The following is a 22,827-nucleotide window of genomic DNA, read 5'->3' as shown; positions in this document are numbered from 1 at the left end:
AGTGCGAAATTGCTGGCTTCCGATAAGTGAACCTTATCGGAAGCCAGCGGCAGGAACTGGCCGATCTATGGGAACGCGCGCTGCACGCCGCGTTCTACCGCGCGTCCCACCTGCTCCGCGGGCTGCTGAACATCGTGCGCATCGCGAGCGAGTGCACCGTGTGCGGCACGGCCTGCCCGTGGAAGGCCCAGTGCAGGAAGTCGGGCAGCGTGGTCGGCCCGACCCTCCGCCAGGACCGGCCGTCGAAGCGGATCAGCCCTCCACGACGACCAGGGGCTGCCGCCCGCGACACGGGCCGACGGCGCCCAGCCATGGGGGCCGTGGGCGGTCGCTGAACGAGCAGGCCGCGACGCCGTGCCGGCGCATCCGCTCGGTCCGGGCCGCGATGTCCGGAAATCCCGCATGGATAGGAGTTCACGTACGTCGTCGACCACCAAAGTGAAGCCGCAGCATCACCAATCAGAGCTGGTCCGAACACACGCCTTCCGGGGACCTGGAATGAATTTCGGTCCAGGTTCGATGGCGACGGCCTGGGCTGTGGGCTCAGCCGTTCCGCACGTTGTCCGGTGTGTTGCCGTCCACCGCGGTGTTGGTGAGGTAGGTGCGGCCGGTGCCGGTGTTGGCCACGCCGCCGCCTGCCGCGTCCGCCTTGTTGCCGAAGACCTTGGCGTTCACCAGTCTGAGCACGCCGCCCGAGGTGTTCGCGGCGCCGCCGCCCGCGGCGGTCGCCGTGTTGGCCGAGATCTCCGTGTTCGCGACGGTCATCGTGCCGCCGCCGCCGTTGATCACGCCGCCGCCGGGGCCGTCGGTGTGGTTGCCGGTCACCTTGCAGTCGGTCACCAGGACCACGCCGCCGGCGAGGTTCGCGATGCCGGTGCTGCGGTTGCCGGACACCTTGGTGTTGATGACGTGCAGGGTGCCGGTGTTGGTCAGGCCGCCGCCCTCGTTCGAGGAGTTGTCGACGACCTCGCTGCCGATGATCGTCACGGTGCCCGCGCCGTTGGTGAACCCGCCGCCCGCGCCGTCCGGTGAGGACTGGTTGCCCGCGATGCGGGTGTTGACCACCAGGACGGTGCCGCCGCTGGTCGACATGCCGGCGCCGAACAAGCCCGTGTTGCCGGTGACCCGGCTGTTGACGACCGTCAGCGAGCTGTTGATGCCCGCGTTGGCGATGCCGCCGCCCTGGCCCGCCGCCGTGTTGCCGGACACCTCGCTGTCGACGATGGTCATCGTGCCGCCGCTGTTCGCGAGGCCGCCGCCGAAGATGCCCTGGTTGCTGTTGCCCGTGACCTTGGTCCCGGTCAGGGTCACGGTGCCGCCGTGGTTGTTGGTGATCGCGGTCGCGGTGGCGCCGGTCAGCACCAAGCCGGTGAGTGACAGGACGCCGCGGTCGCGGACGTCGAAGATCGAGTCGCCGCCGCTGAACGTGAGCCGGCCCGGATCGGTCACGGTCAGGGTCAACTTGCCGACCAGCGGGTCGAGCCCGGCCGGGCCGATGGTCACCACGCAGTCCTTGGGTGTCGGCGTGAGCCGTTCGTGGACGTGGGCGCCGTTGTTCGCCGCGCGGATCCAGCCGTTGAGCGTCGTTTCCGACACGCCCCCGCAGGCCGGCGCGGGTGCCGCCTCCGGTCGCTGCGCGGCTGGTGCTGCTGCGGCACTAGGCCAACTGGTCGCTATCAGTAAAAGTACCGACAGGCCGGCAACGCTCCGTTGTGTCCAGCAAGACAAGGTTCTCATGCCGCCACCACCGCTCGACACTTGAAGTTAAGTTAGTGATACTAATAGCACACTCGATCGTGCCTGCGAACCACGGGAGCCGCGCGCATGGCGGACGACGACAGGTACGTGCCGTTGGGGCGCACCGCGCTGCGGGTCGGCCGGATCGCGTTGGGCACGGTGAACTTCGGCGGCAGGGTGGACGACGACACGGCCGTGCGGATGCTCGACCGCGCGCTGGACGGCGGCGCGAACCTGGTGGACACGGCGGACATCTACGGCTGGCGCGTCCACCCCGGCCACACCGAGGAACTGCTCGGCCGCTGGTTCGCCGGGAACCCCTCCCGCCGGGAACGGACGGTGCTGGCGACCAAGGTGGGCAACCCCACCGGGCCGGGGCCGAACGACCGGGGACTGTCCGCGCGGCACCTGATCGCGGGCTGCGAGGCGTCGCTGCGCCGGCTTGGCACCGACTGGATCGACCTCTACCAGCTGCACACGCCCGACCCGGCGGCCGGCTGGGACGAGGTGTGGCAGGCGATGGAAACCCTCGTGGCGCAGGGCAAGGTCCGGTACGCGGGCACGTCCAACTTCGCCGGATGGCAGCTGGCCGCCGGGCAGGAGGCCGCGCGCCGCAGGCACTTCCCGGGCATCGCCGCCGAGCAGTGCGTGTACAACCTGGCGGTTCGGCACGCGGAACTCGACGTGATCCCGGCGGCCCGCGCGTACGGCATCGGCGTGCTGGTGTGGTCGCCGCTGCACGGCGGTCTGCTCGGCGGGGTGCTGCGCAAGACCGCCGAGGGCACGGCGGTGAAGTCCGCGCAGGGCCGGGGAGCGGAGGCGTTGCCCGCGCTGCGGGACGAGATCGGCCGCTACGAGGAGTTCTGCGCGTCGATCGGCCGTCCGCCCGCCGAGGTGGGGCTGGCGTGGTTGCTGTCGCGGCCCGGTGTCACCGCGCTCGTGACGGGACCGCGCACGGAGGCGCAACTGGACGGCGCGCTCGCCGCGGCGGACCTCCGGCTGTCCGCCGCGGAGCTGGACGCGCTGGACGCGCTGTTCCCGCCGCTGGGCTCGGGTGGCCCGGCGCCGGCCGCCTGGGTCACGTGACCAGACGACCACGTGACCCAGGCGATCACGTGAGCAAGGCGTCAGACCACGTGACCGAGGTGTCAGTAGTTAGCGGCCCGGTACCACTCGCGGTGGGTGCCGCCCGGCGCCGTGCCGGTCTCCAGCACGGTCTTGAGCCGGGACAGCACAGACGGCCAGCCGTCGGTCACGGACAACAGCATCCGGCTGCCCGGATCGGTGAACCCGCTGTGCGTCAACGTGAGCTTGACCGAGGAGCCGATCCGCTCCAGTTCGAACGCGACGGCCGACTCCTCCTCGGACGCCGCCGCGAACTCCTCCTCCGTCCAGCCGAACTCCACCCGGTCCTCCGGCTGGTAGGGGTGCCAGGTGTAGGACAGGAGCCGGCCGGGCTCGGCGGCCAGCACCCGCATCCCCAGGTCGACGAACCGGCCTTCCGGGTCGCGGTCGTCCTGCCAGTGGACCACCGAACCGGCCGCCCAGTCCGACTTCAGCCCGACGCCCCAGTACAGCCTGGTCAGGTCGGCCTCGGTGAGCCCTTGCCAGACGCGCTCGGGCGTCGCCTCGATGTGGATGACGTAGCGGAACTCCGGGTTGCTCATCGCGGTGCCCTTCGAACGAGGTTTCCAGGGAAGGAACGAACGTGACCGACAAACACGTCGACCCGGCGATGCTGCCGCACGAGTCCGACCGCGACCGCGCCGCGCGGGAGGGTCTGGCGAAGCTGCTGGCGAGCAGCCCGATCCCGGAGGAGTACCTGATCGACAACCTGCCCCTGTACCTGCGGCGCGGTCAGCTGGCGGATCTGCTGTCCATCGTGGACATCTACCGGATGGTGGTCGACGTTCCGGGTGTGGTGATGGAGTTCGGTGTGCTGCACGGCAGGCACCTGGCGGCGTTCACCGCGCTGCGCGGGGTGTTCGAGCCGTACAACGCGTCCAGGCGGATCATCGGGTTCGACACGTTCAGCGGTTTCCCGGACATCGCGGACGTGGACGACGTGAGCACGAGCGCGGTGGTGGGCCGGTTCGCCACGGCACCCGGTTACCCGGATCACCTGCGGGCGGTGCTGGACGCGCATCAGGCGGGTGAACACCTCGGTCACGTGCAGCGGAACGTGGTGGTGCAGGGTGATGTCCGGGAGACGCTGCCGCGCTACCTGGCGGCCAACCCGCAGACGGTGATCGCGCTGGCGTACCTCGACATGGACCTCTACGAGCCCACCCGCGCCGTGCTGGAGATGATCGAGCCGTACCTCACGGTGGGCAGCGTCGTCGCGTTCGACGAGTTGGCGCACGCGAAGTGGCCGGGTGAGACCGCCGCCGTCCGCGAGGTGCTCGGCCTGGCCCGCGGCGCGTTGCGCGTCCTGCCGCACCGCGAGCCTCCCCTGGCCTACCTGCGCTGGCCCGGCTGAACGGTGGCTCACCGCGCGGGCACGCCCTCGGCGATCGACATCACCGAGGGCGTGCGGACGACCTTGGTGAGTCTCAGCCCGCCCGCCGCGAACACCGCGTCGAGTTCGGACTCGGTGCGTTCCCGGCCGGTGTGCGCGGCCAGCATCATCAGGTCCATCTCCTTGCTCTGGTGCCGCTGCCCGTCCGGCGGCACGATCGCGTCGACGACCATGACCCGGCCGCCGGGCCGCAGCCGTTCGAGGCAGTTGCGCAGCAGGAGCGCGGTTTGCTCGTCGTCCAGGTTGTGCACGACCCGTTTGAGCAGGTAAACGTCCGCCGCGGGCACGTCCACCATGAAGTCGCCGCACACGATGTCGCAGCGGGCGGCCAGGTCCGTCGCGCCGAGCCGGTGTCGGTCCAGCACCTGCTGCGACCGGTCGAACAGGATGCCGTGCAGTCCGGCGTGGCGGCGCAGGACGGCGCGTAGCAGGGCGCCGTGCCGGCCGCCGAGGTCGGCCACGACGCCGGTGTCCGGTAAGTCGCAGAGGTCCACCACGTAGGGGATCTCGGCGTCGGACACCGCTTCCATCCCGGCGTAGAACAACGCCTCCCGGTCGGCGTCGGCGTCGAAGTAGGTCTGGAGCGATGTGCCGAACACGCCCGCGAAGCCGACGTTCTCGTCACGGAGGGTCGTGGTGAGTTCCCAGGCGGTGTCCCACCACATCCGATCGGTGAACATCAGGATCGCCGGGCGGGCGGACAGCGGCGAGTGGGTGCGCAGCGCGACACCGCGGGGGGCGAGGGCGAACAGGTCGTCGCCGTGGTCCTCGAACACACCGCGGGTCACGAGCAGCCGCATGGTCCGCCGCAGCCCGTCCGCGCTGGTCCCGGTGGCCTCGGCGAGTTCCGCCGCGGTGCGGGGTCCGTCGGAGAGGTGATCGGCGACCCCGGTGAGGACCACGGCCCGCAACGCCGCCGCGTAGGTGAAGGCCATCGCCTCGTGGAAGAGGAAGAGAGCCGACTCGTGATCGTCCATGGACACCTCTCACGGTCACCCGACATGCTATAGATGTTTGAAGTCTATCCGTACCGGGGGGATTCATGGCCAGGGCGACCGCAGACCACCTCTCCCGACGACTCGCCGACTCGGCCGAGCACGTGCCCCGGGACGTCGAGTGGCTGCTGGGGTGGCTCGCCGAACGACGGCGGCGGAACCCGTTCACGGTCGTGACGGTCCCGTTCGACCGGTTGGCCGGTTGGCACTTCGACCCGGAGACGGACCACCTCGCGCACCGGGAAGGGCGGTTCTTCGCCGTCGAGGGCGTGGACGTGCGCACCGACCACGGCGGGGCGCGGCACTGGCGGCAACCCATCGTCAACCAGCAGGACGTGGCCATCCTGGGCATCCTGGCGACCCGGATCGACGGCGTGCTGCACTTCCTGATGCAGGCCAAGATGGAGCCGGGGAACGTCAACGTCGTGCAGCTCTCCCCCACCGTCCAGGCCACGTCCAGCAACTACCTGCGGGCCCACCGCGGCGCGGCGTCGCGGTACGTCGAGCACTTCCTCGACCCCGAGCCGGGATCGGTGCTGGTCGACGTGCTCCAGTCCGAGCAGGGCTCGTGGTTCCGCGGCAAGCGGAACCGGAACGTCGTGGTGGAACTGCCGGGTCCGCCGCCCGCGCACGACGACTTCGTCTGGTTGACGCTGGGCCAGCTGCACGCGTCGCTGGCGGTGCCGAACGTGGTCAACATGGACGCCCGGACCGTCCTGTCGTGCCTGTTGGCGGGCGCGTCGGCGGCGTGCCCCGGCGCGGCGGGCAGCTGGCTCACCCGGCACAAGTCGGCGCACTTCCTGACCACAACGCCGATCCGGCTGGACCGGGTGACCGGGTGGCGGCGGGACGGCGAGCGGATCTCCCGGCCGGACGGGCGTTTCTTCGGCATCGTCGGCGTCCGGGTGGAGGCCACGAACCGCGAGGTCGGCAGCTGGTGCCAGCCGCTGCTGGAGCCGGCTTCGCCCGGCCTGGCCGCGTTCCTGGTGCGCTGCCGCGAGGGCGTGCCGCAGGTGCTGGCGCGCGCTGACCTGCGGCCGGGCTACCGGGACGTGGTGGAGTTGGGTCCGACGGTGCAGTGCGCGCCCGCGTCCGTGGCGGACGGCTCCCGCCCGCGGTTCCTGGACGACGTGCTCGCGCCCGGCGCCGACGTGCGCTACGACGTGGTGCAGTCCGAGGAGGGCGGCCGGTTCCGGCACGCGGTGACCAGGCACGTGCTGGTGGAGGCGCCGGACGCGCCGGAGCCGCCGGGGTTCCGCTGGCTGGACGTGGCCGCGGTCGCCGCGCTCGCGCGGTCCAGCTACCAGGTCGACATCGAGGCGCGGAGCCTGCTCCTGTGCCTGTCCGCGCACTACCCGGCTCGATGACGGGACCACCGGAAGACCCTGTTCACTACGTTAAAATTAACTGTATCGTCGGTGTGGTTCCGGAGTCCTTCCACGCAGAGGGGGCCACGCGTGAGCCACACCGCGAACCTCGGACACCCGACCGCCGATCCGCTGCGCACCGCGTCGTGGGACCGGTTGCGCGAACTGTTCGCACTCGACCCGACCACCATCCACCTCAACACCGGCACCGTGGGCGCGATGCCGTACGAGGTGCTCGACACCGTCGACCGGGTGACCCGCGAGTGGACCGGCGGGCTGATGGACGTCTACCTGCCCGCGATGTTCACCGAGTACCGCACCGCGATCGGCCGCTCCTACGGTGTCGACGTGGACGAGATGGTCATCTGCCACAACGCGACCGAGGGCGTCGCCCGGGTGATCAACGGGCTCGACCTGCACGCCGGCGACGAGGTCGTGACCACCTCGCACGAGTGCTACTCGGTGCTGTCGAACTTCAACCTCGTCCGCAACCGGCACGGCATCACGCTCAAGGTGATCACGCCGCCGTCCGGGCACGAGGTCGCCGCGGACGAGATCGTCGCCCTGTTCGAGGAGGCGATCACGCCGCGCACCAAGGTGCTCGCGTTCGCCGCCGTCACCCTGTTCACCGGCACCATGATGCCGATCCGGCGGCTGTGCGACCTGGCCCAGCGGCACGGCCTGACCACGGTGGTCGACGGCGCGCTGCTGCCCGGCATGCTCGACGCCGACCTGCGCGCGCTCGGCGTCGACTTCATGGCGTGCTCGGGCTCGAAGTTCCAGTGCGGCCCGCTCGGCACCGGCCTGCTGTACGTGCGCAACAAGGTCTACCCCGAGCACAACCCGTTGCCGCTGCCGACGTTCTGGCCGGTGATCTCGACGTGGTACCCGATGCTCGGCAGTCCGCCGCCGCGCACCACCACGAAGGTGGAGAGCTGCAACATGGGCGACTACCTCCAGAGCGCGGGCAGCGCCAGCATCGCGCGGGGCGCCGCGCTGGCGAAGGCGTGCGAGCTGTGGGACCGGATCGGCCGGGCCCGCATCGAACGGCGGATCATGGAGCTCGCCGAGCACGCGCGCGGCCGGCTGATCGAGGCGTTCGGCGCGGAGTCGCTGTACTCGCCCGGTGTGGACCCGGCGCTGCGGTCGCCGCTGATCGCGTTCAACCCGTTCCGCGCGCCCGAGGACGCCTGGAACGTGAAGAAGTTCAACGCCTTCGTGCACACGCTCGAAGAGGAGCACCGGATCTGGACCAGGTGGACGGAGTTCGACGTGCCCGGCTCGCCGCACCAGCACTACGCCGCCCGGCTGACCACCCACCTGTTCAACGACCACGCCGAGATCGACCGCGCGGTCGCGGTGATGGCCCGGCTCGCGGAGCGGATGTCGTGAACCCGCCGGAAGCGTCGAACCCGTTGGAAGCCGTGAACCCGCCGGACGCCGTGAACTCGTCGGACGCCGTGAACCGGCACGAGGTCGCCGGTGGCAGGGTGCCGACCCCCTTGCGACTGCGTGGACCGGCGACGCCGCTGGTGGTCGACCCGGCGTACTGGCGCAACGGGATCGAGGACCGGGTGACCAGGCTGTTCGCCCGCACGCTGTTCGCCTACCCACCGCGGGACAACCTGCGGGACTGGCAGGCCTACGAGCCCGTCGGCGACCTCGCGACCGCCGTGCCGTCGACCTACAACGCGGGCCTGGGCGCGAGCCACCTCGGCTACGTGGTGCACCTGCGGCCCGAAGTCGTCTGGGACACCACGCCGCCCAGGCGGGTCACCGCGCACGACGTGGTGCGTGCGTTCAAGCGGTTGGCACACCCGGCGGCACGCAACGCCGCCCTGCCTTACCTCCTCGGCACGGTCCGCGGCCTCGCGGAGTTCCACGCCGGCTACGCGCGGGTCGGCCCGACCGCGGCGGACATGTCCAACTACCAGGCGGCGCACGACATCAGCGGGGTGTTCGCGTTGGACGACAGCACCGTCATGGTGGAGCTGATCCGGCCGGCGCTCGACTTCGTGGACGTGCTGACCCTGCCGTGCTTCTCCCCCGCGCCGGCCGAGTACGACCTGCTGGTGCCGGGCGACCCGGCGTTCGTCCACCACGTGCGCTCCACCGGCCCGTACCGACCGGTGCCCGGCGAACCTGCGGCGTTGGAGCGCAATCCTTGGTGGCGCAAGGACACCGATCCGGTGCGTGAACAGCACTTCGACCGCGTCGAGTTCACCGTCGACGACGCGGACGGCCTCGCCGCGCGGATCGCGGCCGACGAGGCCGACCTGCCGTGGGCGACACCGCTGCTCCAACCGAACGGGAAGCTCGACGCCCGTGGGTTCGCGCTCGACCCGTACCTGGTGTTCAACGGACGCGGCCGGGCGTGTGACGCGGCGGTGCGGCGGGCGCTGGCCCAGGCGCTCGACCGGCTGTCCACGGCGGAGCTGGTGGCGGAGCCCGGATTCGACGTGCTGCCCGCCGGTTCGCTCATCCCGCCGGGCAGCGACGGGCACGAGGAGACGCCCGTCGTCCCGCTGACCGGCGCGCCGGAACGTTGCCGCGCCCTGCTGGCCGAAGCGGGCCACGCCGATCTGGCACTCACGCTGGTGTGCGTTGAACGCGACGCGGCGGTGGCGTCGGCCGTCACCGCGGACCTGGAGAAGGCCGGTGTCACCGTGCGGACCGTCGTGCTGGACGACGTGCGCCACCGCGCCGTGCTCGACGACCCGGACGCCGAGTGGGACGCCGCGCTGGCCTGCTGGTCCGCGCCGTGGTTCCACCGCAATGGACGGGTGTTCGTGCAGGCGTTGGGCGACACCGGCGATCCCGAGGTGGGCCTGCTGGTCGACCGGGCGCTGGCGGCCGTGGCGCACCCCGATCAGGAGGCCGAGCACTGGCGTGCGGCGCAGCGCGCGGTGCTGGCGGACGCCGCCGTGGTGCCGCTGCTGTTCCGCCGACCGTCCAGGCCGCCGTTGCGTGGTCCGCGGGTGCGCGACGCGCGGATCCTGCCGTCGCTGGGCCATTCCATCGACCTGGCCACGGTCCGCGTCGAGCCGGGCGCGGACCGGTGAGCGACCTCGCGCGGGACTACCTGTCGCTGGGCCTGCGGATGGGCCGGGTGGTGGACGGGTTCGTGGACTGCTGGTTCGGCGACCCGGAGCTGAAGGAGCGGGTGGACGCCGAGCCGGCGCCCGATCCGGCCGACCTGGCGCGGCAGGCGGCCGAACTCCTGGTCCGGTTGCCGGACAGCGGTCTCGACGCGAGCCGCACGAGGTTCCTCCACGCGCAGCTGACCGCGCTGGAGTGCGGCGCGGGGCGGATGGCGGGCCGGGACATGCCGTTCCTGACGGAGGTGGAGACGTGCTTCGGGGTGCGGGTCGGGTTGGGCGAGCCCGACGCGTACGCCGGTATCCACGAGGAGATCTCCGCGCTGCTGCCCGGTGGCGGGCCGTTGACCGACCGGGTGGCGGCGTTCTACGACCGCAACGCGGTGCCGCCGGACCGGATCGGCGCGGCCGTCCGGGCGGTGGCCGAGGAGCTGCGCGCGAAGGTGCGCGCGGAGTTCCCGCTGCCCGCCGACGAACGCGTGGAGTTCGAGGTGGTGGAAGGCAAGCCGTGGAACGCGTTCAACCGCTACCTGGGCGGCCACCGCTCGGCGGTCGCGGTGAACGCGGAGGCCGGTCGGACCATTGCCGCCCTGCCGCTGATCGCGACGCACGAGGCGTATCCCGGCCACCACACCGAACGTTGCCTGAAGGAAGCCGGGCTGGTGACCGGGCTGGGTCAGATCGAGCAGACCATCGCGCTGGTGAACACGCCGCAGTGCCTGACCGCGGAGGGCGCGGCCGAACTCGCGGTGGACGTCGTGCTCGGGCCGGGCTGGGGCGAGTGGACGTCCGAGGTGGTGGCCGGACTGGGTCTCAAGACCGATGGCGAGCTGGTGGAACGCCTGCTGGTGTTGGTGCAGCGGCTGATGCCGGCGAGGCAGGACGCGGCGATCATGCTGCACGACCGGGGCGCGAGCCTGGACGAGGCGGTCGACCACCTGGAGCGCTGGCTGCTCCTGCCGCGCGACCGGGCCGAGCACATAGGCCGGTTCCTGATGGACCCGTTGTGGCGCGCGTACTCGGTCACCTACGTGGAGGGCGCGCGGCTCGTGCGGGCTTGGCTGGCGGCCCGGCCCGAGGGTGAGTCGGCGGTCGACCGGTACCGGGTGCTGCTGGAGCAGCCGCTGCTGCCGGCGGACCTGGAGACCTGCTGATCTCGGTAGGCGGGGCGGGTTGCGCGCCCCGCCTACCGCGGGTCTCAGCGCTGGCGCTTGCTGAACAGGACCGACGTCACCGTGCCGAACACCACCAGGAACGCCGCGCAGGCGAGGAAACCCGCGCCGAGCTGACCCGCCGTCACGGTGCCGTGCAGCAGGCCCCGCACCGCCGTCGCCACGTGGCTGATCGGGTTGGCGCTGACCACCGCGTCCAGCCAGCCGGGCATGGTCTGCGGCGGGACCATCACGTTGCTGGCGAACACCAGCACGAACTGGATCGGCATCGTCAGACCCTGGAACCCCGTCGGCGTGCTGAGCAGCAGCGCGAACATCGTCCACAGCCACGAAAGGCAGAACGCGAACAGCTGGAGGAACAGCAGGGCCAGCAGCAGCCCGACCACGCCGCCACCAGGCCGGAAACCCAGCAGCAGACCGACCAGGAACGGCACCAGCGACGCGACGAAGTAGCGGAACGTGTCGCCCAGCGCCGCGCCGATGAGCATCGACGGCCGCCAGATCGGCAGCGTGCGGAACCGGTCGAAGCTGCCCTTGGACAGGTCGAGGTTCAGCGAGATGCCCGAGAACACCGACGACAGCGTCACCGCGAGCACCATTACGCCGGGCAGGAAGAACTGGAGGTAGTCGTGCGTCGTGCCGGAGATCGCGCCGCCGAACAGGAACGTGAACATCAGCGTGAACATCACCGGCAGCACGACCGCGTCGGACATCTGGTCCGGCACGTGCTTGAGCTTCAGCATGGACCGCCACGCGAAGGTCAGCGCCGCCGAGAGCGGGCCGGCCTTCGGTGGACGGGTGCGGGCGGACAGCGCGCCGCGCCGTGCGGCGCCCTCGGTGGCGGGCGCGGTCGACGTCGTCATGCCGGGACCTCCTCGTCGACGGTCGTGCCGAGGGCGGGTTCGTCCGCGGCGGGGTGCCCGGTCAGCGCGAGGAACACCTCGTCCAGGCTGGGCTGGCCCAGGGAGAAGTCGCGCACCGCCACGCCGGCGGACCGGAGTTCGGCGAGCGCCAGGGTCGCCTGGTCGGGGTCGCCGACGCGGGCGGAGAGCCGGGTCCCGTCGCCTTCGGACTGGACTTCGACGCCGAGCACGCGGGACAGCACGGCACTGGCCTGGTCGGCCGGGCCGGTGACGCCGACGTGCAGCACGCCCGAGCCGACGGAGGACTTCAGCTCCTGCGGCGCGCCCTCGGCGATGACCCGGCCGTGGTCGATGACCGCGATGCGGTCCGCCAGCTGGTCGGCTTCCTCCAGGTACTGGGTGGTCAGCAGCACGGTGGTGCCGCTGCCGACGAGTTCCCGGACGATCTCCCAGACCTGGTTGCGGCTGCGCGGGTCGAGGCCGGTGGTCGGCTCGTCCAGGAACAGGAGGTCCGGCGTGACGACGATGCTGGCCGCGATGTCGACGCGCCTGCGCTCGCCGCCGGAGTAGGTCTTGACCAGTCGCTTGGCGACCTCGGTCAGGCCGAACGCCTCGATCAGCTCGGCCGCCCGGTCCCTGGCCGCCGCCGGGCGGTGGCCGAACAGCCGGGAGACGAGGATCAGGTTCTCGAGTCCGGTCAGGTCCTCGTCCACCGACGTCGACTGGCCGGTCACGCTCACCAGGCCGCGCACCGCCGCCGACTCCGTGACGACGTCGTGGCCGAACACGCGCGCGACACCGCCGTCCGGACGCAGCAAAGTGGACAGTATCCGGATCGCGGTGGTCTTCCCGGCGCCGTTCGGGCCGAGCACGCTGTAGACCGTCCCGGCCGGCACCGCCAGGTCGAGCCCGTCAACGGCCTTCGTGTCGCCGAAGACCTTGACCAGGCCGGACGTCTCGATCGCGAGTGTCGAATCCGACGTCACCGCTCCTCCTCCTCGCCTCGGCCGAACCGAGTTCGGCACAGGCCGATCCTAAAGCAGCCGCTTATATAAGGCAACTCTTCATTTCGTCGTTGCTTACTATATTTTCAGATGGTAGGTTTGGCCGAAGCTGATCACGAACCAACCGACCGCGAGGGGTTCGCATGGAGCGGCGCCACATCCTGGTCGTCAACCTCGCCGGCGCCGGACACGTGCTCCCCTCCCTGGGCGTCATCGCCGAACTGGTCGACCGCGGGCACCGCGTCACCTATGTGACCAACGAGAAGTTCGCGCCCACGGTCGAATCCGTCGGCGCGCGGGCGCTGCTCTACAAGTCGGTGTTCGACGACGCGCACCTGCCCGACCTGGCCGCGGCGGCGGACGCGGAGACCCAGGTCCACTTGGTCCACCTGGCCGAGAACGAGGCGATCCTGCGGCCCGTCGAGCGGGAGCTCGCGGACGACCCGCCGGACCTCCTCCTGTACGACGTCTTCCCGTTCATCGCCGCCCGGCTGCTGGCCACCCGCTGGGACGTGCCCGCGGTGCGGATGTGGCCGATCTTCGCGTCCACCCCGGTCTACTCCATCTTCGAGGAACTGTGGCGCAGCCACGGTTTCCGGCACCCGGCGGAGGTCGGGCCGTTCCGCGATCGGCTGACCCCGCTGCTGGCCGAGTTCGGCGTGGCCCTGTCCATCCGAGACTTCTGGTCGGAGATCGAGGAGCTGAACGTGGTGTTCATCCCGCGCTCGTTCCAGATCGCCGCCGAGTCGTGCGACGAGCGGTACGTGTTCGTCGGGCCCGGTTCGGCGCAGCAGGACCCCGTGGACGGGTGGCGGCCGCGCGACCCGGACCGGCCGGTGCTGCTGGTGTCGCTGGGCACCACGTTCAACGAGCACCCCGAGTTCTTCCAGGAGTTCGCGCGGGCGTTCGACGGCACGTCGTGGCAGGTCGTGCTCGCCGTCGGCGAGTTCCTCGACCCGGACGTGCTCGGCGCGCTGCCCGACAACGTCGAGGCGCACCGGTGGATCCCGTTCCCCGAGGTGCTCCGGCACGCGAGCGCCTGCGTCACCCAGGGCACCACCGGCGCGGTGATGGAGGCCCTGAGCTGGGGCGTGCCGCTGCTGGTCGTGCCGGACTACGCCACCGAGGCCGAGCCGTCCGCCGACCGGGTCGTGGAACTGGGGCTCGGCCACCGGCTGACGCTGGACCAGGTCGTCGCGGACACCCTCGCGGACACCGTCCGCCGGCTGGTCGACGACCCCGAGGTGCGGCGGCGGGTCGACCGGATGCGGCAGGACATCCACGAGGCGGGCGGCGCCGCCCGCGCCGCCGAGGCGATCGAGGGCCTCCTCGCCGCGCGAGCCGACACCGGACGGGCCGACACCGGACGGGCGACTTCACTTCATTAGCTATTAGCAACCGGGGGCGTGATGATCCCGTTGTTCAAGGTGGCGATGAACCTGCCCGACGCGCTGGACGGCGTGGCGGGCGCGTTGGGCAGCGGTCAGCTCGAACACGGGCCGCGCGCCGAGGAGTTCGAGCGGTCGATCGGCGCGCGGCTGGGCAACCCGTTCGTCACCGCGGTCAACTCGGCGACCTCAGGCCTGCAACTGGCGCTCAGCCTGGTGCACCGGCCCGGCGACAGCCGCCCAGCGGATCGGGACGCCGAGGTGCTGTGCACCCCGCTGACGTTCGAGGCCACGAACTGGCCGGTGCTCGCCGAGGGTCTGCGGCTGCGCTGGGTGGACGTCGACCCGGCCACGCTGAACATGGACCTGGACGACCTGGCGCGCAAGATCACCCCGGCCACCCGCGCGATCGTGCTGGTGCACTGGGCCGGCTACCCGGTCGACCTGGACCGGCTGCGGGCCGTCGTGGACGCGGGCGAGGCCGAGCACGGCGTGCGCTGCGTCGTCATCGAGGACTGCGCCCAGGCCTGGGGCGCGACGTTCCGCGGCCGTCCGTTGGGCACGCACGGCAACATCAGCGTCTACAGCTTCGGCGCCATCAAGCTGCTCACCTGCGGCAGCGGCGGCGTGGTCGCGTTCCCGGACGGGGAGGCGCACCGCCGGGCGAAGTCGCGCCGCTACTTCGGCATCAACCGGCACTCCGAACGGCGGCTGGGCGAGTACGACGTCGCCGACTGGGGATACCGCTTCCACCTCAACGAGCTGTGCGCCGCGGTGGGGCTCGCGAACCTGGCCGCGGTGGACGACCTGCTGGAGCGGCACCGGTCGAACGCGGCACACCTGGACAAGGAACTCGCGGACGTGCCCGGCCTGGAGCAGGTCGCGCGGCCGGACGCGGCCGACCCGTCGTTCTGGGTCTACCCGGTCAAGGTGGACGACCGGCCGGGCTTCCTGCGCCGGCTCGCCGAGGCGGGCATCGGCACCAGCCTCATCGCCCGCCGCAACGACGCGCACAGCTGCGTCGCGGACGCCGGCGTGCCGCTGCCCGGTCTGGACTCCGTCCACGACCGGGTGGTGCACATCCCCGTGGGCTGGTGGCTGTCCGACGAGGACCTCGCCCACATCTCCACGACCATCCGCGCCGGTTGGTGACCCGCGCGGCACAGCGGATCGAGAAGGGACCACTCGCATGCGCGTGATGTTCTGTGCCGCGCCCGGTGTCGGGCACCTGTTCCCCCTGGTGAGCCTCGCCTGGGCGTTCCGGGCGGCGGGCCACGACGTGGTCGTGACGGTCGCCGAGCACAGCGCCAGGGCGGCGGCGGCCGGGCTCGAGGTGGTGGACGTCGCGCCGGGCTTCAGCTCGGTCGCGGTGTTCGAGGAGGTGGCGCGGGACTACCCGGACTTCGCCGCCACCGCCACGACGAAACCCGTCGTCGACGTGTCCGACTGGGCGCCGTCGATCGCCGCGGTCAACCGGCGGGCGGTCGACCGGACCGTCCAGCTGGCCGACGAGTGGGAACCGGACCTGGTGGTGTACGACCAGGGCGCCACCGCGGGGCTGTTCGGCGCTGCCCGACGCGGGGTGCCCGCCGTACAGCGCAACCTCGGTGGCAACCGCACGGGCCGGCTGCACAAGGCGGTGGGCGGCTATCTCCAGGACCTCTGCGAGCGGTACCGGGTGGTGCTGCCCGAGCCGGACGTGACGCTGGAGGCGTTCCCGCCGAGCATGCTCCAGTACGAGCCCGAGGGCTGGTTCACGCGCTGGGTCACGTACAGCGGCGGCGCGGTGCTGGACGACTGGCTGACCCGCGCGCCGGAGCGGCCCCGGATCGCGATCACGCTCGGCACCATCGAGTTGCAGACGTTCGGGGTGGACTCGGTCGCGCCGCTGCTGGCCGCCGCGGCCGGGGCGGACGCGGAGTTCGTGCTGGCGCTGGGCGACGTGGACATCTCGCCGCTGGGCGAGCTGCCGCCCAACGTGCGGTCGGTGGGCTGGGTCCCGCTGCACGTGCTGCTGCGCACCTGCGCGGCCGTCGTGCACCACGGCGGGTCGGCCACCACGATCACCGCCGTCGACTCGGGCGTGCCGCAGCTGGCCGCCGTCGACCCGCGCGACCAGATGCAGCACGTCACGTGCAACGCCATCCGGCACAGCGGTGTCGGCCTGGTGTGCGACCGCGCCGACGTGACCAGCGCGCTGCTGGAACGGCTGGTCGTGGACGACGGGCTGCGCGCCGCGACGGCCGCGGTGCGCGCGGAGATCGCCGGCCTCCCCTCGCCGGCCGTCGTCGTGGACCGGATCGCGGACCAGCTGGCGGACCGGCTGCCCTGACCGGCACCCCACCCGCTGTCCTGACCCGCTGTCCTGACCGGAGGAGGCAACCCGTGGCCGACGAGAACGCCGAGCGGATCTTCGACAAGCTCGCCGACTGGTTCGACTCGATCTACCGCGACCACAAGGGCAAGGACTACCGCGCCGAGGCGGTCGGCGTGGTGGACCTGGTGCTGGCCCGCAAGCCCGGCGCCGCGTCCCTGCTCGACGTGGGCAGCGGCACCGGCGAGCACCTCACCCACTACGCCAAGGCGTTCACGACGGTCGAGGGCCTGGACCTGTCGAGCCGGATGCGCGAGGAGACCAGGGCCAAGCTGCCGGACGTGGTGGTGCACGACGAGGACATGCGGGACTTCGACCTGGGCCGGACCTACGACACCGTCGTGTGCATGTGGGGCACGTTCGCCCTGATGCGGTCGGTCGAGGAGCTGGACATGCTGGTCGGGTGCATGGCGCGGCACCTGTCGCCGGGCGGCGTGCTGTTCGCCGAGCCGTGGTGGTTCCCGGAGCAGTACCTGGACGGCTACATCGGCGCGGAGATCGTCCGCGACGGCGATCGGGTGATGTCGCGGGTGTCGCGGACCACGCTGCCGGGCCGGTCGGCGGAGATGGAGATCCACTTCGTGGTCGCCGGTCCGGACGGCGTCGAGCACTTCACCCAGACCCACGTGTACACGCCCTTCAGCCGGAACGAGGTGCTGGGCTCGTTCCGGCGCGCCGGGTGCGCCGACGTCGAGTACGTGACGGCCGAGCCCTTCGCGAACGGCTACTTCATCGGGACCAGAGAGTGAGCGAGCCATGCGGTTCTGGCCGGCAGCGGGTGCTCCGCGGATCGCCGTCATCGGCTTCGGGTACGTGGGGTCCTGCCTGGGCGTGACGCTGGCCGGAGCCGGGTTCGACGTGGTCGGCGTCGACCGCGACCGCGACCTCGTCGCCGATCTCGCGGCCGGGCGGTGCCGGGTGCCCGAGCCCGGTCTGGCGGAGGCGCTGGCCGGGCTGGCGGGCGGTCCGCTGCTGGCGTTCACCACCGACTACGACGCGGTACGCGCGGTGGACGTCGTCGTCGTGACCGTCGGGACACCGGTGGACGACGGCGGGGCGCTGGAGACCGCGCAGCTGGAGGAGGTGTGCGGGGAATTGGCGCCCCGGCTACGGCCGGGACAGCTGGTGCTGCTGAAGAGCACGGTCGCGCCGGGCGTGACGCGGGGCCTGGTCAAGCCGCTGCTGGAGGGCTCGGGGCTGGTGCAGGGCGAGGACTTCGGGCTGGCGTACTGCCCGGAACGACTGGCCGAGGGCAACGCGCTGGCGCAGCTCGTGACCCTGCCGGTGGTGGTCGGCGGCTGCGACCCGGCCAGCGCGGACGCCGCGGACCTGTTCTGGCGCACCGCGCTCGGCGTGGAGGTGCGGCGCGTGCCGGACGCCGACGTGGCCGAGGTGGTGAAGCTGGCCAGCAACTGGTGGATCGACGTGAACGTGGCCATGGCGAACGAACTCGCCCGGTTCTGCGCGCTCTACGGCGTGGACGTGCTGGAGGTGATCTCGGCGGCGAACTCGCTGCCCAAGGGCACGGGACGGGTGAACGTGCTGCTGCCCAGCGTCGGCGTCGGCGGGTCGTGCCTGACCAAGGACCCGTGGATGGTGTGGCGGGCGGCGCGGGACCGGGGTGCGGACCTGCGCACGGTGCGCACCGCGCGGGAGGTCAACGACGCGATGCCGGACTACGCCGCCGGGCTGATCGGCGACGAGTTGGCGAAGCTGGGCAAGGACGTCGGCTCGGCGACGGTCGCCGTGCTCGGCGCGGCGTTCAAGAGCGACACCGGCGACCTGCGGCACACCCCGGTGCTGGGTGTGGTGCGTGCGCTGCGGGCGACCGGCGCGACCGTGCGGCTGTTCGACCCGCTGGCCGACCCGGACGCGATGCGCCGGGTGTTCGGCGTCGAGCCCGAGCGGGAGCTGGCGGATGCCGTGGTGGGCGCGGACTGCGTGGCGGTGCTGGCCGGGCACCGGGCGTTCGCCGACCTGCCGCCGGAGTGGCTGGCCGGGCTGGTCTCGTTGCCGTGCCTGGTGTTCGACGGCCGCGCCTACTACTCGCGTGAGTACATCGAACGGTTGCGGCGCAACGGGTTCGGCTACCGCGGCATCGGCCGGTGACCGGCGCCCGCCACCTGCGCCACGTGCGTCCCCTGCCCGGCGCCCGTCACGTGCGACCCCTGGTCAGCGCCCGACCCCTGCCCGGCGTGCGGTCGGGACGTCGGGTCGAGCCACAGGTTCGCCGCGTCCAGCCACCGGTCGACCTGCGGCATCGGCAGCGCGCCGCGCACCCGGTGGCCGGTCATGTGCGGGATCGTCGGCTCGCACATCAGGATCGGCACGATCGCCACGTCCTCGATGACCTGCCGGTCCACCTCGTGCCACAGGTCCGCGGCCCGGTCCGGGTCGGGTTCGGACAGCGCGGCCTCGATCAGCCGGTCGACCTCCGGGTTGCGGTAGTCGCCGTAGTTGCTGGTACCGGCGGCGAAGTTGGACTGGAACATCGGCTGCACCCAGGCCCGGCCGTTGTTGCCGAACCAGTCCGGTGTCCACGCGGCGGCGGTGATGTCCCACTCGCCGGCGACCGCCTTCGCCGGGTCCTGGAGGAAGCGGTAGTAGTCGTCCGCCTGGCTGATCAGCACCAGGTCGACGGTGATGCCCCCGCGTTCGAGGTTCTCCGCGTAGAACTCGGCGACGTCGGCGTGCGGCGCGTCCGACCGGTACAGCGCGCGCAGCACCAGACCGTCGCCGTAGCCGGCCTCCGCGAGCAGTTCGCGGCACTTGCGCGGGTCGCCGCGGTCGCCGGGCGTCGGGTAGCGGTTGTACTCGCGGTGGCCGGTGTTGCCGCGCGGGATGGCGGTGTGCGCGACGGTGGTCACCGTGCCCAGGTCCATGTCGTCGAAGAGTTTGACCATCGCGGCCTTGTCGATCGCGTGCGCGACGGCCCGCCGCACCAGCAGGTTGCGCACCGCGCCGCGCTCGTTGGGGCTGCGCAGGTTGAACGTCAGGTAGGGGTTGAGCGCGTATCCGAGGTGCCGGTCGGCGTCCGGCGGCACCCGGTCGCGGCTGATCACCGGGGCGCCCCAGGACAGGTCGGCGTCGCCGCGCTCGATCGCGTCACGCACGGTGTCGTCGTCCACCCTGGACATCCGGACGTCGATCGCGTTCACGTAGCCGTGCCGCAACGGGTCCGTGTCGGCCCGCCACGCCGGGTTGCGCTCCATCCGCAGGGACTCGGCGTGCCGGTAGGAGACGAGCCGATACGGCCCGTTGGAGCGCACGCCGCGGACGAACTCGGGGCTGTCCGGGAGGAAGGCGTCGTACTCGCGCGGCGCGGCGGAGGCGAACGTCGTGGCCAGCACGTTCAGCAGGTCGTTGGCGGGCCTGGTCAACTCGACCACCAGGGTCTTGGGTCCGACCGCGCGCAGGCCGCGCACCTCGTTGGCGTCCTGGAACCCGGCGAGGTCGGCGGCGGTCGGTGTGCGGCCCGCGAACCGGTCGCGGTAGTTCCGCGCGAACTCGGCCATGCCCGCGATGGTGCTGGTGTAGTAGTGGATCGCGCCCGAGCCGACGACCGGGTTGCACATCCGCTTGAGGCCGCGCACGAAGTCCTCGGCGGTGACCTCGCGCGGCGGGTCGGTGTCCCACCGGACCCCGGTGCGCAGCCGGATCGTGTGGACGAGGCCGTCCGCGCCGACCTCGGGCACGTCCAGCGCGACGTCCGGCACCGGCGTCAGCGCCGAGCCGTCCACGGCGGTGCGGTAGCCGTAGAGCTGGCGGGCGAACAGCCGGATCACCTGGTGGGAGAACGTGTAGTAGGCGCACGCCGGGTCCACGTGGTCCATACCGCCGGGGCCGAAGTAGCGCAGGGTGCCGCCGTACGTCGGCTCGTCGTCGGTCATGTCGGGGTCCGCCCTTCACCACGGCAACGCGCTTCACCATATGTGACTAAAGCTTATTTGGACAGCCGCTTCGACAACGAGCAGGAAAGGGCGGTTGCCACTTCCCTGACGTCAGCCGTGCTGCTATAAGAAGGTGTAGCTTTCTAGGGCGACACGGAGGGCCAGGCCGTGAACGAGACACCCAGCTGGGCACCACCTGGTATCGACACCACCAAGGCGAGCATCTCGCGCATGTACGACTACCTGCTGGGCGGCGACCACAACTTCGAGGTGGACCGGGAGTTCGCCCGCGGCCTGCTGGAGAAGGTCCCCGAAGCGCCGGAAGTCGCGCTGCTGAACAAGAAGTTCCTCCGCCGCGGCGTCGAGCACTGCCTGCGCGAGGGCATCCGGCAGTTCCTGGACCTCGGCTCGGGCATCCCGACCGCGGGCGTGGTCGGGAACGTGCACGAGATCGCGTGGGAGCACGACCCGTCGTGCCGGGTGGTGTACGTCGACCGCGAGCCGGTCGCGTTCGCCTACGGCCGGGCGATCCTGGAGGGCGAGGAGCGGGCCGCGATGGTCAGCGCCGACCTCACCGACCCGGACGAGGTGCTGGCGCTGCCCGAGGTGCGCCGGCTGATCGACTTCGACCGGCCGGTCTGCCTGCTGATGCTCGGCGTCCTGCACTACGTCCACGACGACGACGATCCGGCGAGACTGGTCGCGCGCTACCGGGACGTGCTCGCGCCGGGCAGCCACCTGCTCGTCACGCACGGCACCGAGGGCGACAACCCGGTGGTGCTGCGCAGCGCGATCGCCATGTCGAAGGACACCGACACCCCCGCGTACATGCGGACCGCCGAAGAGGTCACGGAGTTCTTCGCGGGCTTCGAACTGCTCGACCCCGGTGTGGTGTGCACGCCCGACTGGCGGCCGAACTCGACCGGGCCGGACTCCACCAGGCCGGTCTCCGAGACGGCTCGGCGACTCGCGGTGGCGGGCGTCGGTCGGAAGCCGGGGGTCCGGTGAACGCCCGGCGCGCCAGGGTGGCTGTGATCCTAACGGCGGCGGCCGTGCTGCTGGGGTGGCACACGCCGCTGTACGCGCAGGACGACGCGAGCGGACCGTGCCGCGGTGTCACGGAGAAGCGGCTCGACGACTGGATCCGCAAGGCCAACAACGGCGCGGCGGTGACCGAGACGCTGCGTCCGCACGGCGCGTGCACGGTCGACGTCGACGCGGACGGACTCGAGGTGCTGACCGGGCGGCTGGCGCTGACCGCCGCCGGCCCCGGCTCGCTGACGTTGCGCGGGGGTGACTCGCTGTTCGACGTGGGCGACCGGGGTTCGTTGCAGCTCAGCGGTTTCATGTTGACCGGCGCGACGTCGAGCGCGGTGACGGTGGCGACCGGCGGCAGCTTCACCGCCGAGCGGATGCGGTTCACCGGCAACACCGGCCACTTCGGCGGCGCGGTGGCGAACCTCGGCGGCACGGTCGCGGTGAACGACTCGGACGTGTACCGCAACACGGCGTCCTACAGCGCGGCCGGGCTCGGCAACAACGGCTACAGCGCGGTGATGACGGTGTCGAACACCCGGATCACCGAGAACCGCGCGCCGCTCGCGGCGGGCATGTTCAACACCAACGGCCAGGTCACCGTGATCAGTGGGGTGGTGGTGGGCAACGTCGCCGAACTCGGTGCGGGCGCCGGCCTGGTGAACGGCGGCGGCTCGATGACCGTGCTGGACACCGAGATCCGTGCGAACCGGCTGGTCTGCCCGCCGGGTGTGGCGCTGTGCGGTGGCGGGCTCGCGAACGCGGGCATCCTCCAGGTGGTCAACTGCAAGGTCACCGACAACACCAGTACAGGGGTGGCGAACCTGGGCGGTGGTACGACGCTGATCACCGACAGTGAGATCACCGGCAACACGACGGCCGACTCGGGCGGCGGTGTCACCAACGGCAGTGGCGGTTCGGTGACCGTGGTGAACAGCACGATCAGCGGCAATATTGCGACGGGCGCGGGTGGTGGTGTCGCGGACACCGCGGGCGGCGTCGTGAAGTTGGTGAACACGACGGTCCGGGGCAACCGTTCCGGGGTGCCTGGCGGCGGAGTGGCGAACACCGGCGGTGGTGTGGTGACCATGACCAACAGCACGGCGACGGGCAACAACCCGGACAACTGCGCCGGAGCCGTCGACGGCTGCGGTTGACCTTGGTGCGCGCCGACCGTGAGTGCCGGCGCGCCGTTCTGGTCAGGCGCGGCCCGCCCAGGCGAGGTTGCGACGTCCCTCGCCTCACCACCCGAGGATCACCCGATTGGGCAAGGGGCTTCGGGGATGAATGGTAAGGCCGATTTCGTTGCGAGAAGTAAGTTGTGAAGGCGCGGCGCCACGGCCCAGCCCTGGGGCAAGGCCAGGGCCAGGCCCGCGCCCGGCCCAG

The 22,827-nt window shown here is 71.6% G+C and carries 20 protein-coding genes; 14 read left to right on the top strand and 6 right to left on the bottom strand.

Annotated elements, in window-relative coordinates; genetic code table 11:
• The first annotated feature begins 26 nt into the window (after window positions 1-26).
• Window positions 27-335 carry a hypothetical protein gene (locus F4560_RS10980; RefSeq protein WP_184919181.1) on the top strand — a complete coding sequence of 103 codons (309 nt, stop codon included), beginning with the start codon at window positions 27-29 and terminating at the stop codon, window positions 333-335.
• A gap of 208 nt (window positions 336-543) precedes the next feature.
• Here F4560_RS10980 and F4560_RS10975 read toward each other — a convergent pair whose 3' ends face one another.
• On the bottom strand, window positions 544-1,596 hold the full coding sequence (locus F4560_RS10975) for a hypothetical protein (protein ID WP_184919176.1): 1,053 nt from the start codon (window positions 1,594-1,596) through the stop codon (window positions 544-546).
• Window positions 1,597-1,824: 228 nt separating this feature from the next.
• Between F4560_RS10975 and F4560_RS10970 the strand changes: the two genes are divergently transcribed.
• Window positions 1,825-2,823 (top strand): aldo/keto reductase, encoded by a 999-nt coding sequence (locus F4560_RS10970; protein ID WP_184919174.1) that lies wholly within the window; start codon window positions 1,825-1,827, stop codon window positions 2,821-2,823.
• A gap of 62 nt (window positions 2,824-2,885) precedes the next feature.
• On the opposite strand, the gene F4560_RS10965 is transcribed toward F4560_RS10970, so the two are convergent.
• Window positions 2,886-3,404: an SRPBCC domain-containing protein gene (locus F4560_RS10965; RefSeq protein WP_184919172.1), complete on the bottom strand. Its 519-nt coding sequence runs from the start codon at window positions 3,402-3,404 to the stop codon at window positions 2,886-2,888.
• Window positions 3,405-3,445: 41 nt separating this feature from the next.
• On the opposite strand from F4560_RS10965, the gene F4560_RS10960 reads away from it, so the two are divergent.
• Complete coding sequence (locus F4560_RS10960) at window positions 3,446-4,216, top strand: class I SAM-dependent methyltransferase (RefSeq protein WP_312869092.1); 771 nt, start codon at window positions 3,446-3,448, stop codon at window positions 4,214-4,216.
• A gap of 8 nt (window positions 4,217-4,224) precedes the next feature.
• On the opposite strand, the gene F4560_RS10955 is transcribed toward F4560_RS10960, so the two are convergent.
• On the bottom strand, window positions 4,225-5,232 hold the full coding sequence (locus F4560_RS10955) for a methyltransferase (protein WP_184919169.1): 1,008 nt from the start codon (window positions 5,230-5,232) through the stop codon (window positions 4,225-4,227).
• A 65-nt stretch (window positions 5,233-5,297) separates the two neighbouring features.
• Here F4560_RS10955 and F4560_RS10950 point away from each other — a divergent pair, with 65 nt between their 5' ends.
• The 4 genes from F4560_RS10950 to F4560_RS10935 all read left to right on the top strand — a co-directional run bounded on the left by F4560_RS10950 (window position 5,298) and on the right by F4560_RS10935 (window position 10,869).
• Window positions 5,298-6,617, top strand: coding sequence for an NDP-hexose 2,3-dehydratase family protein (locus F4560_RS10950; RefSeq protein WP_184919167.1), 1,320 nt, complete (start codon window positions 5,298-5,300; stop codon window positions 6,615-6,617).
• 90 nt (window positions 6,618-6,707) lie between these two features.
• A complete protein-coding gene (locus tag F4560_RS10945; protein WP_312869089.1) occupies window positions 6,708-8,009 on the top strand; it encodes an aminotransferase class V-fold PLP-dependent enzyme in 1,302 nt (433 codons plus the stop codon).
• On the top strand, window positions 8,006-9,679 hold the full coding sequence (locus F4560_RS10940; protein WP_184919163.1) for an ABC transporter substrate-binding protein: 1,674 nt from the start codon (window positions 8,006-8,008) through the stop codon (window positions 9,677-9,679). The genes F4560_RS10945 and F4560_RS10940 overlap by 4 nt, the downstream gene beginning before the upstream one ends.
• Window positions 9,676-10,869: a DUF885 domain-containing protein gene (locus F4560_RS10935; protein WP_312869087.1), complete on the top strand. Its 1,194-nt coding sequence runs from the start codon at window positions 9,676-9,678 to the stop codon at window positions 10,867-10,869. Before F4560_RS10940 ends, F4560_RS10935 begins: the two co-directional genes overlap by 4 nt.
• A gap of 44 nt (window positions 10,870-10,913) precedes the next feature.
• Here F4560_RS10935 and F4560_RS10930 read toward each other — a convergent pair whose 3' ends face one another.
• Window positions 10,914-11,750, bottom strand: coding sequence for an ABC transporter permease (locus tag F4560_RS10930; protein ID WP_184919161.1), 837 nt, complete (start codon window positions 11,748-11,750; stop codon window positions 10,914-10,916).
• Window positions 11,747-12,736 carry an ATP-binding cassette domain-containing protein gene (locus F4560_RS10925; protein ID WP_184919159.1) on the bottom strand — a complete coding sequence of 330 codons (990 nt, stop codon included), beginning with the start codon at window positions 12,734-12,736 and terminating at the stop codon, window positions 11,747-11,749. Before F4560_RS10925 ends, F4560_RS10930 begins: the two co-directional genes overlap by 4 nt.
• A gap of 161 nt (window positions 12,737-12,897) precedes the next feature.
• On the opposite strand from F4560_RS10925, the gene F4560_RS10920 reads away from it, so the two are divergent.
• The 5 genes from F4560_RS10920 to F4560_RS10900 are packed head-to-tail and all read left to right on the top strand — an operon-like array spanning window position 12,898 to window position 18,625.
• Entirely contained in the window at window positions 12,898-14,142 is a 1,245-nt protein-coding gene (locus tag F4560_RS10920; protein WP_184919157.1) for a macrolide family glycosyltransferase, read from the top strand.
• Between the two features lie 21 nt (window positions 14,143-14,163).
• Complete coding sequence (locus F4560_RS10915; protein ID WP_184929060.1) at window positions 14,164-15,294, top strand: DegT/DnrJ/EryC1/StrS family aminotransferase; 1,131 nt, start codon at window positions 14,164-14,166, stop codon at window positions 15,292-15,294.
• Between the two features lie 37 nt (window positions 15,295-15,331).
• Window positions 15,332-16,474: a nucleotide disphospho-sugar-binding domain-containing protein gene (locus tag F4560_RS10910; protein ID WP_184919155.1), complete on the top strand. Its 1,143-nt coding sequence runs from the start codon at window positions 15,332-15,334 to the stop codon at window positions 16,472-16,474.
• Between the two features lie 53 nt (window positions 16,475-16,527).
• A complete protein-coding gene (locus F4560_RS10905) occupies window positions 16,528-17,265 on the top strand; it encodes a class I SAM-dependent DNA methyltransferase (protein ID WP_221483450.1) in 738 nt (245 codons plus the stop codon).
• A 7-nt stretch (window positions 17,266-17,272) separates the two neighbouring features.
• Window positions 17,273-18,625 (top strand): nucleotide sugar dehydrogenase, encoded by a 1,353-nt coding sequence (locus tag F4560_RS10900; RefSeq protein ID WP_184919153.1) that lies wholly within the window; start codon window positions 17,273-17,275, stop codon window positions 18,623-18,625.
• On the opposite strand, the gene F4560_RS10895 is transcribed toward F4560_RS10900, so the two are convergent.
• Entirely contained in the window at window positions 18,604-20,406 is a 1,803-nt protein-coding gene (locus F4560_RS10895) for an ABC transporter substrate-binding protein (RefSeq protein ID WP_184919151.1), read from the bottom strand. The genes F4560_RS10900 and F4560_RS10895 overlap by 22 nt on opposite strands.
• Window positions 20,407-20,574: 168 nt before the next feature.
• On the opposite strand from F4560_RS10895, the gene F4560_RS10890 reads away from it, so the two are divergent.
• Complete coding sequence (locus F4560_RS10890) at window positions 20,575-21,414, top strand: SAM-dependent methyltransferase (protein WP_221483449.1); 840 nt, start codon at window positions 20,575-20,577, stop codon at window positions 21,412-21,414.
• Between the two features lie 23 nt (window positions 21,415-21,437).
• Entirely contained in the window at window positions 21,438-22,598 is a 1,161-nt protein-coding gene (locus F4560_RS10885) for a hypothetical protein (RefSeq protein ID WP_184919149.1), read from the top strand.
• Window positions 22,599-22,827 lie beyond the last annotated feature (229 nt).

Origin of the sequence: Saccharothrix ecbatanensis, assembly GCF_014205015.1 — a bacterium.
Lineage (GTDB): Bacteria > Actinomycetota > Actinomycetes > Mycobacteriales > Pseudonocardiaceae > Actinosynnema > Actinosynnema ecbatanense.
This window is presented reverse-complemented; position numbering and strand designations above follow the sequence as displayed.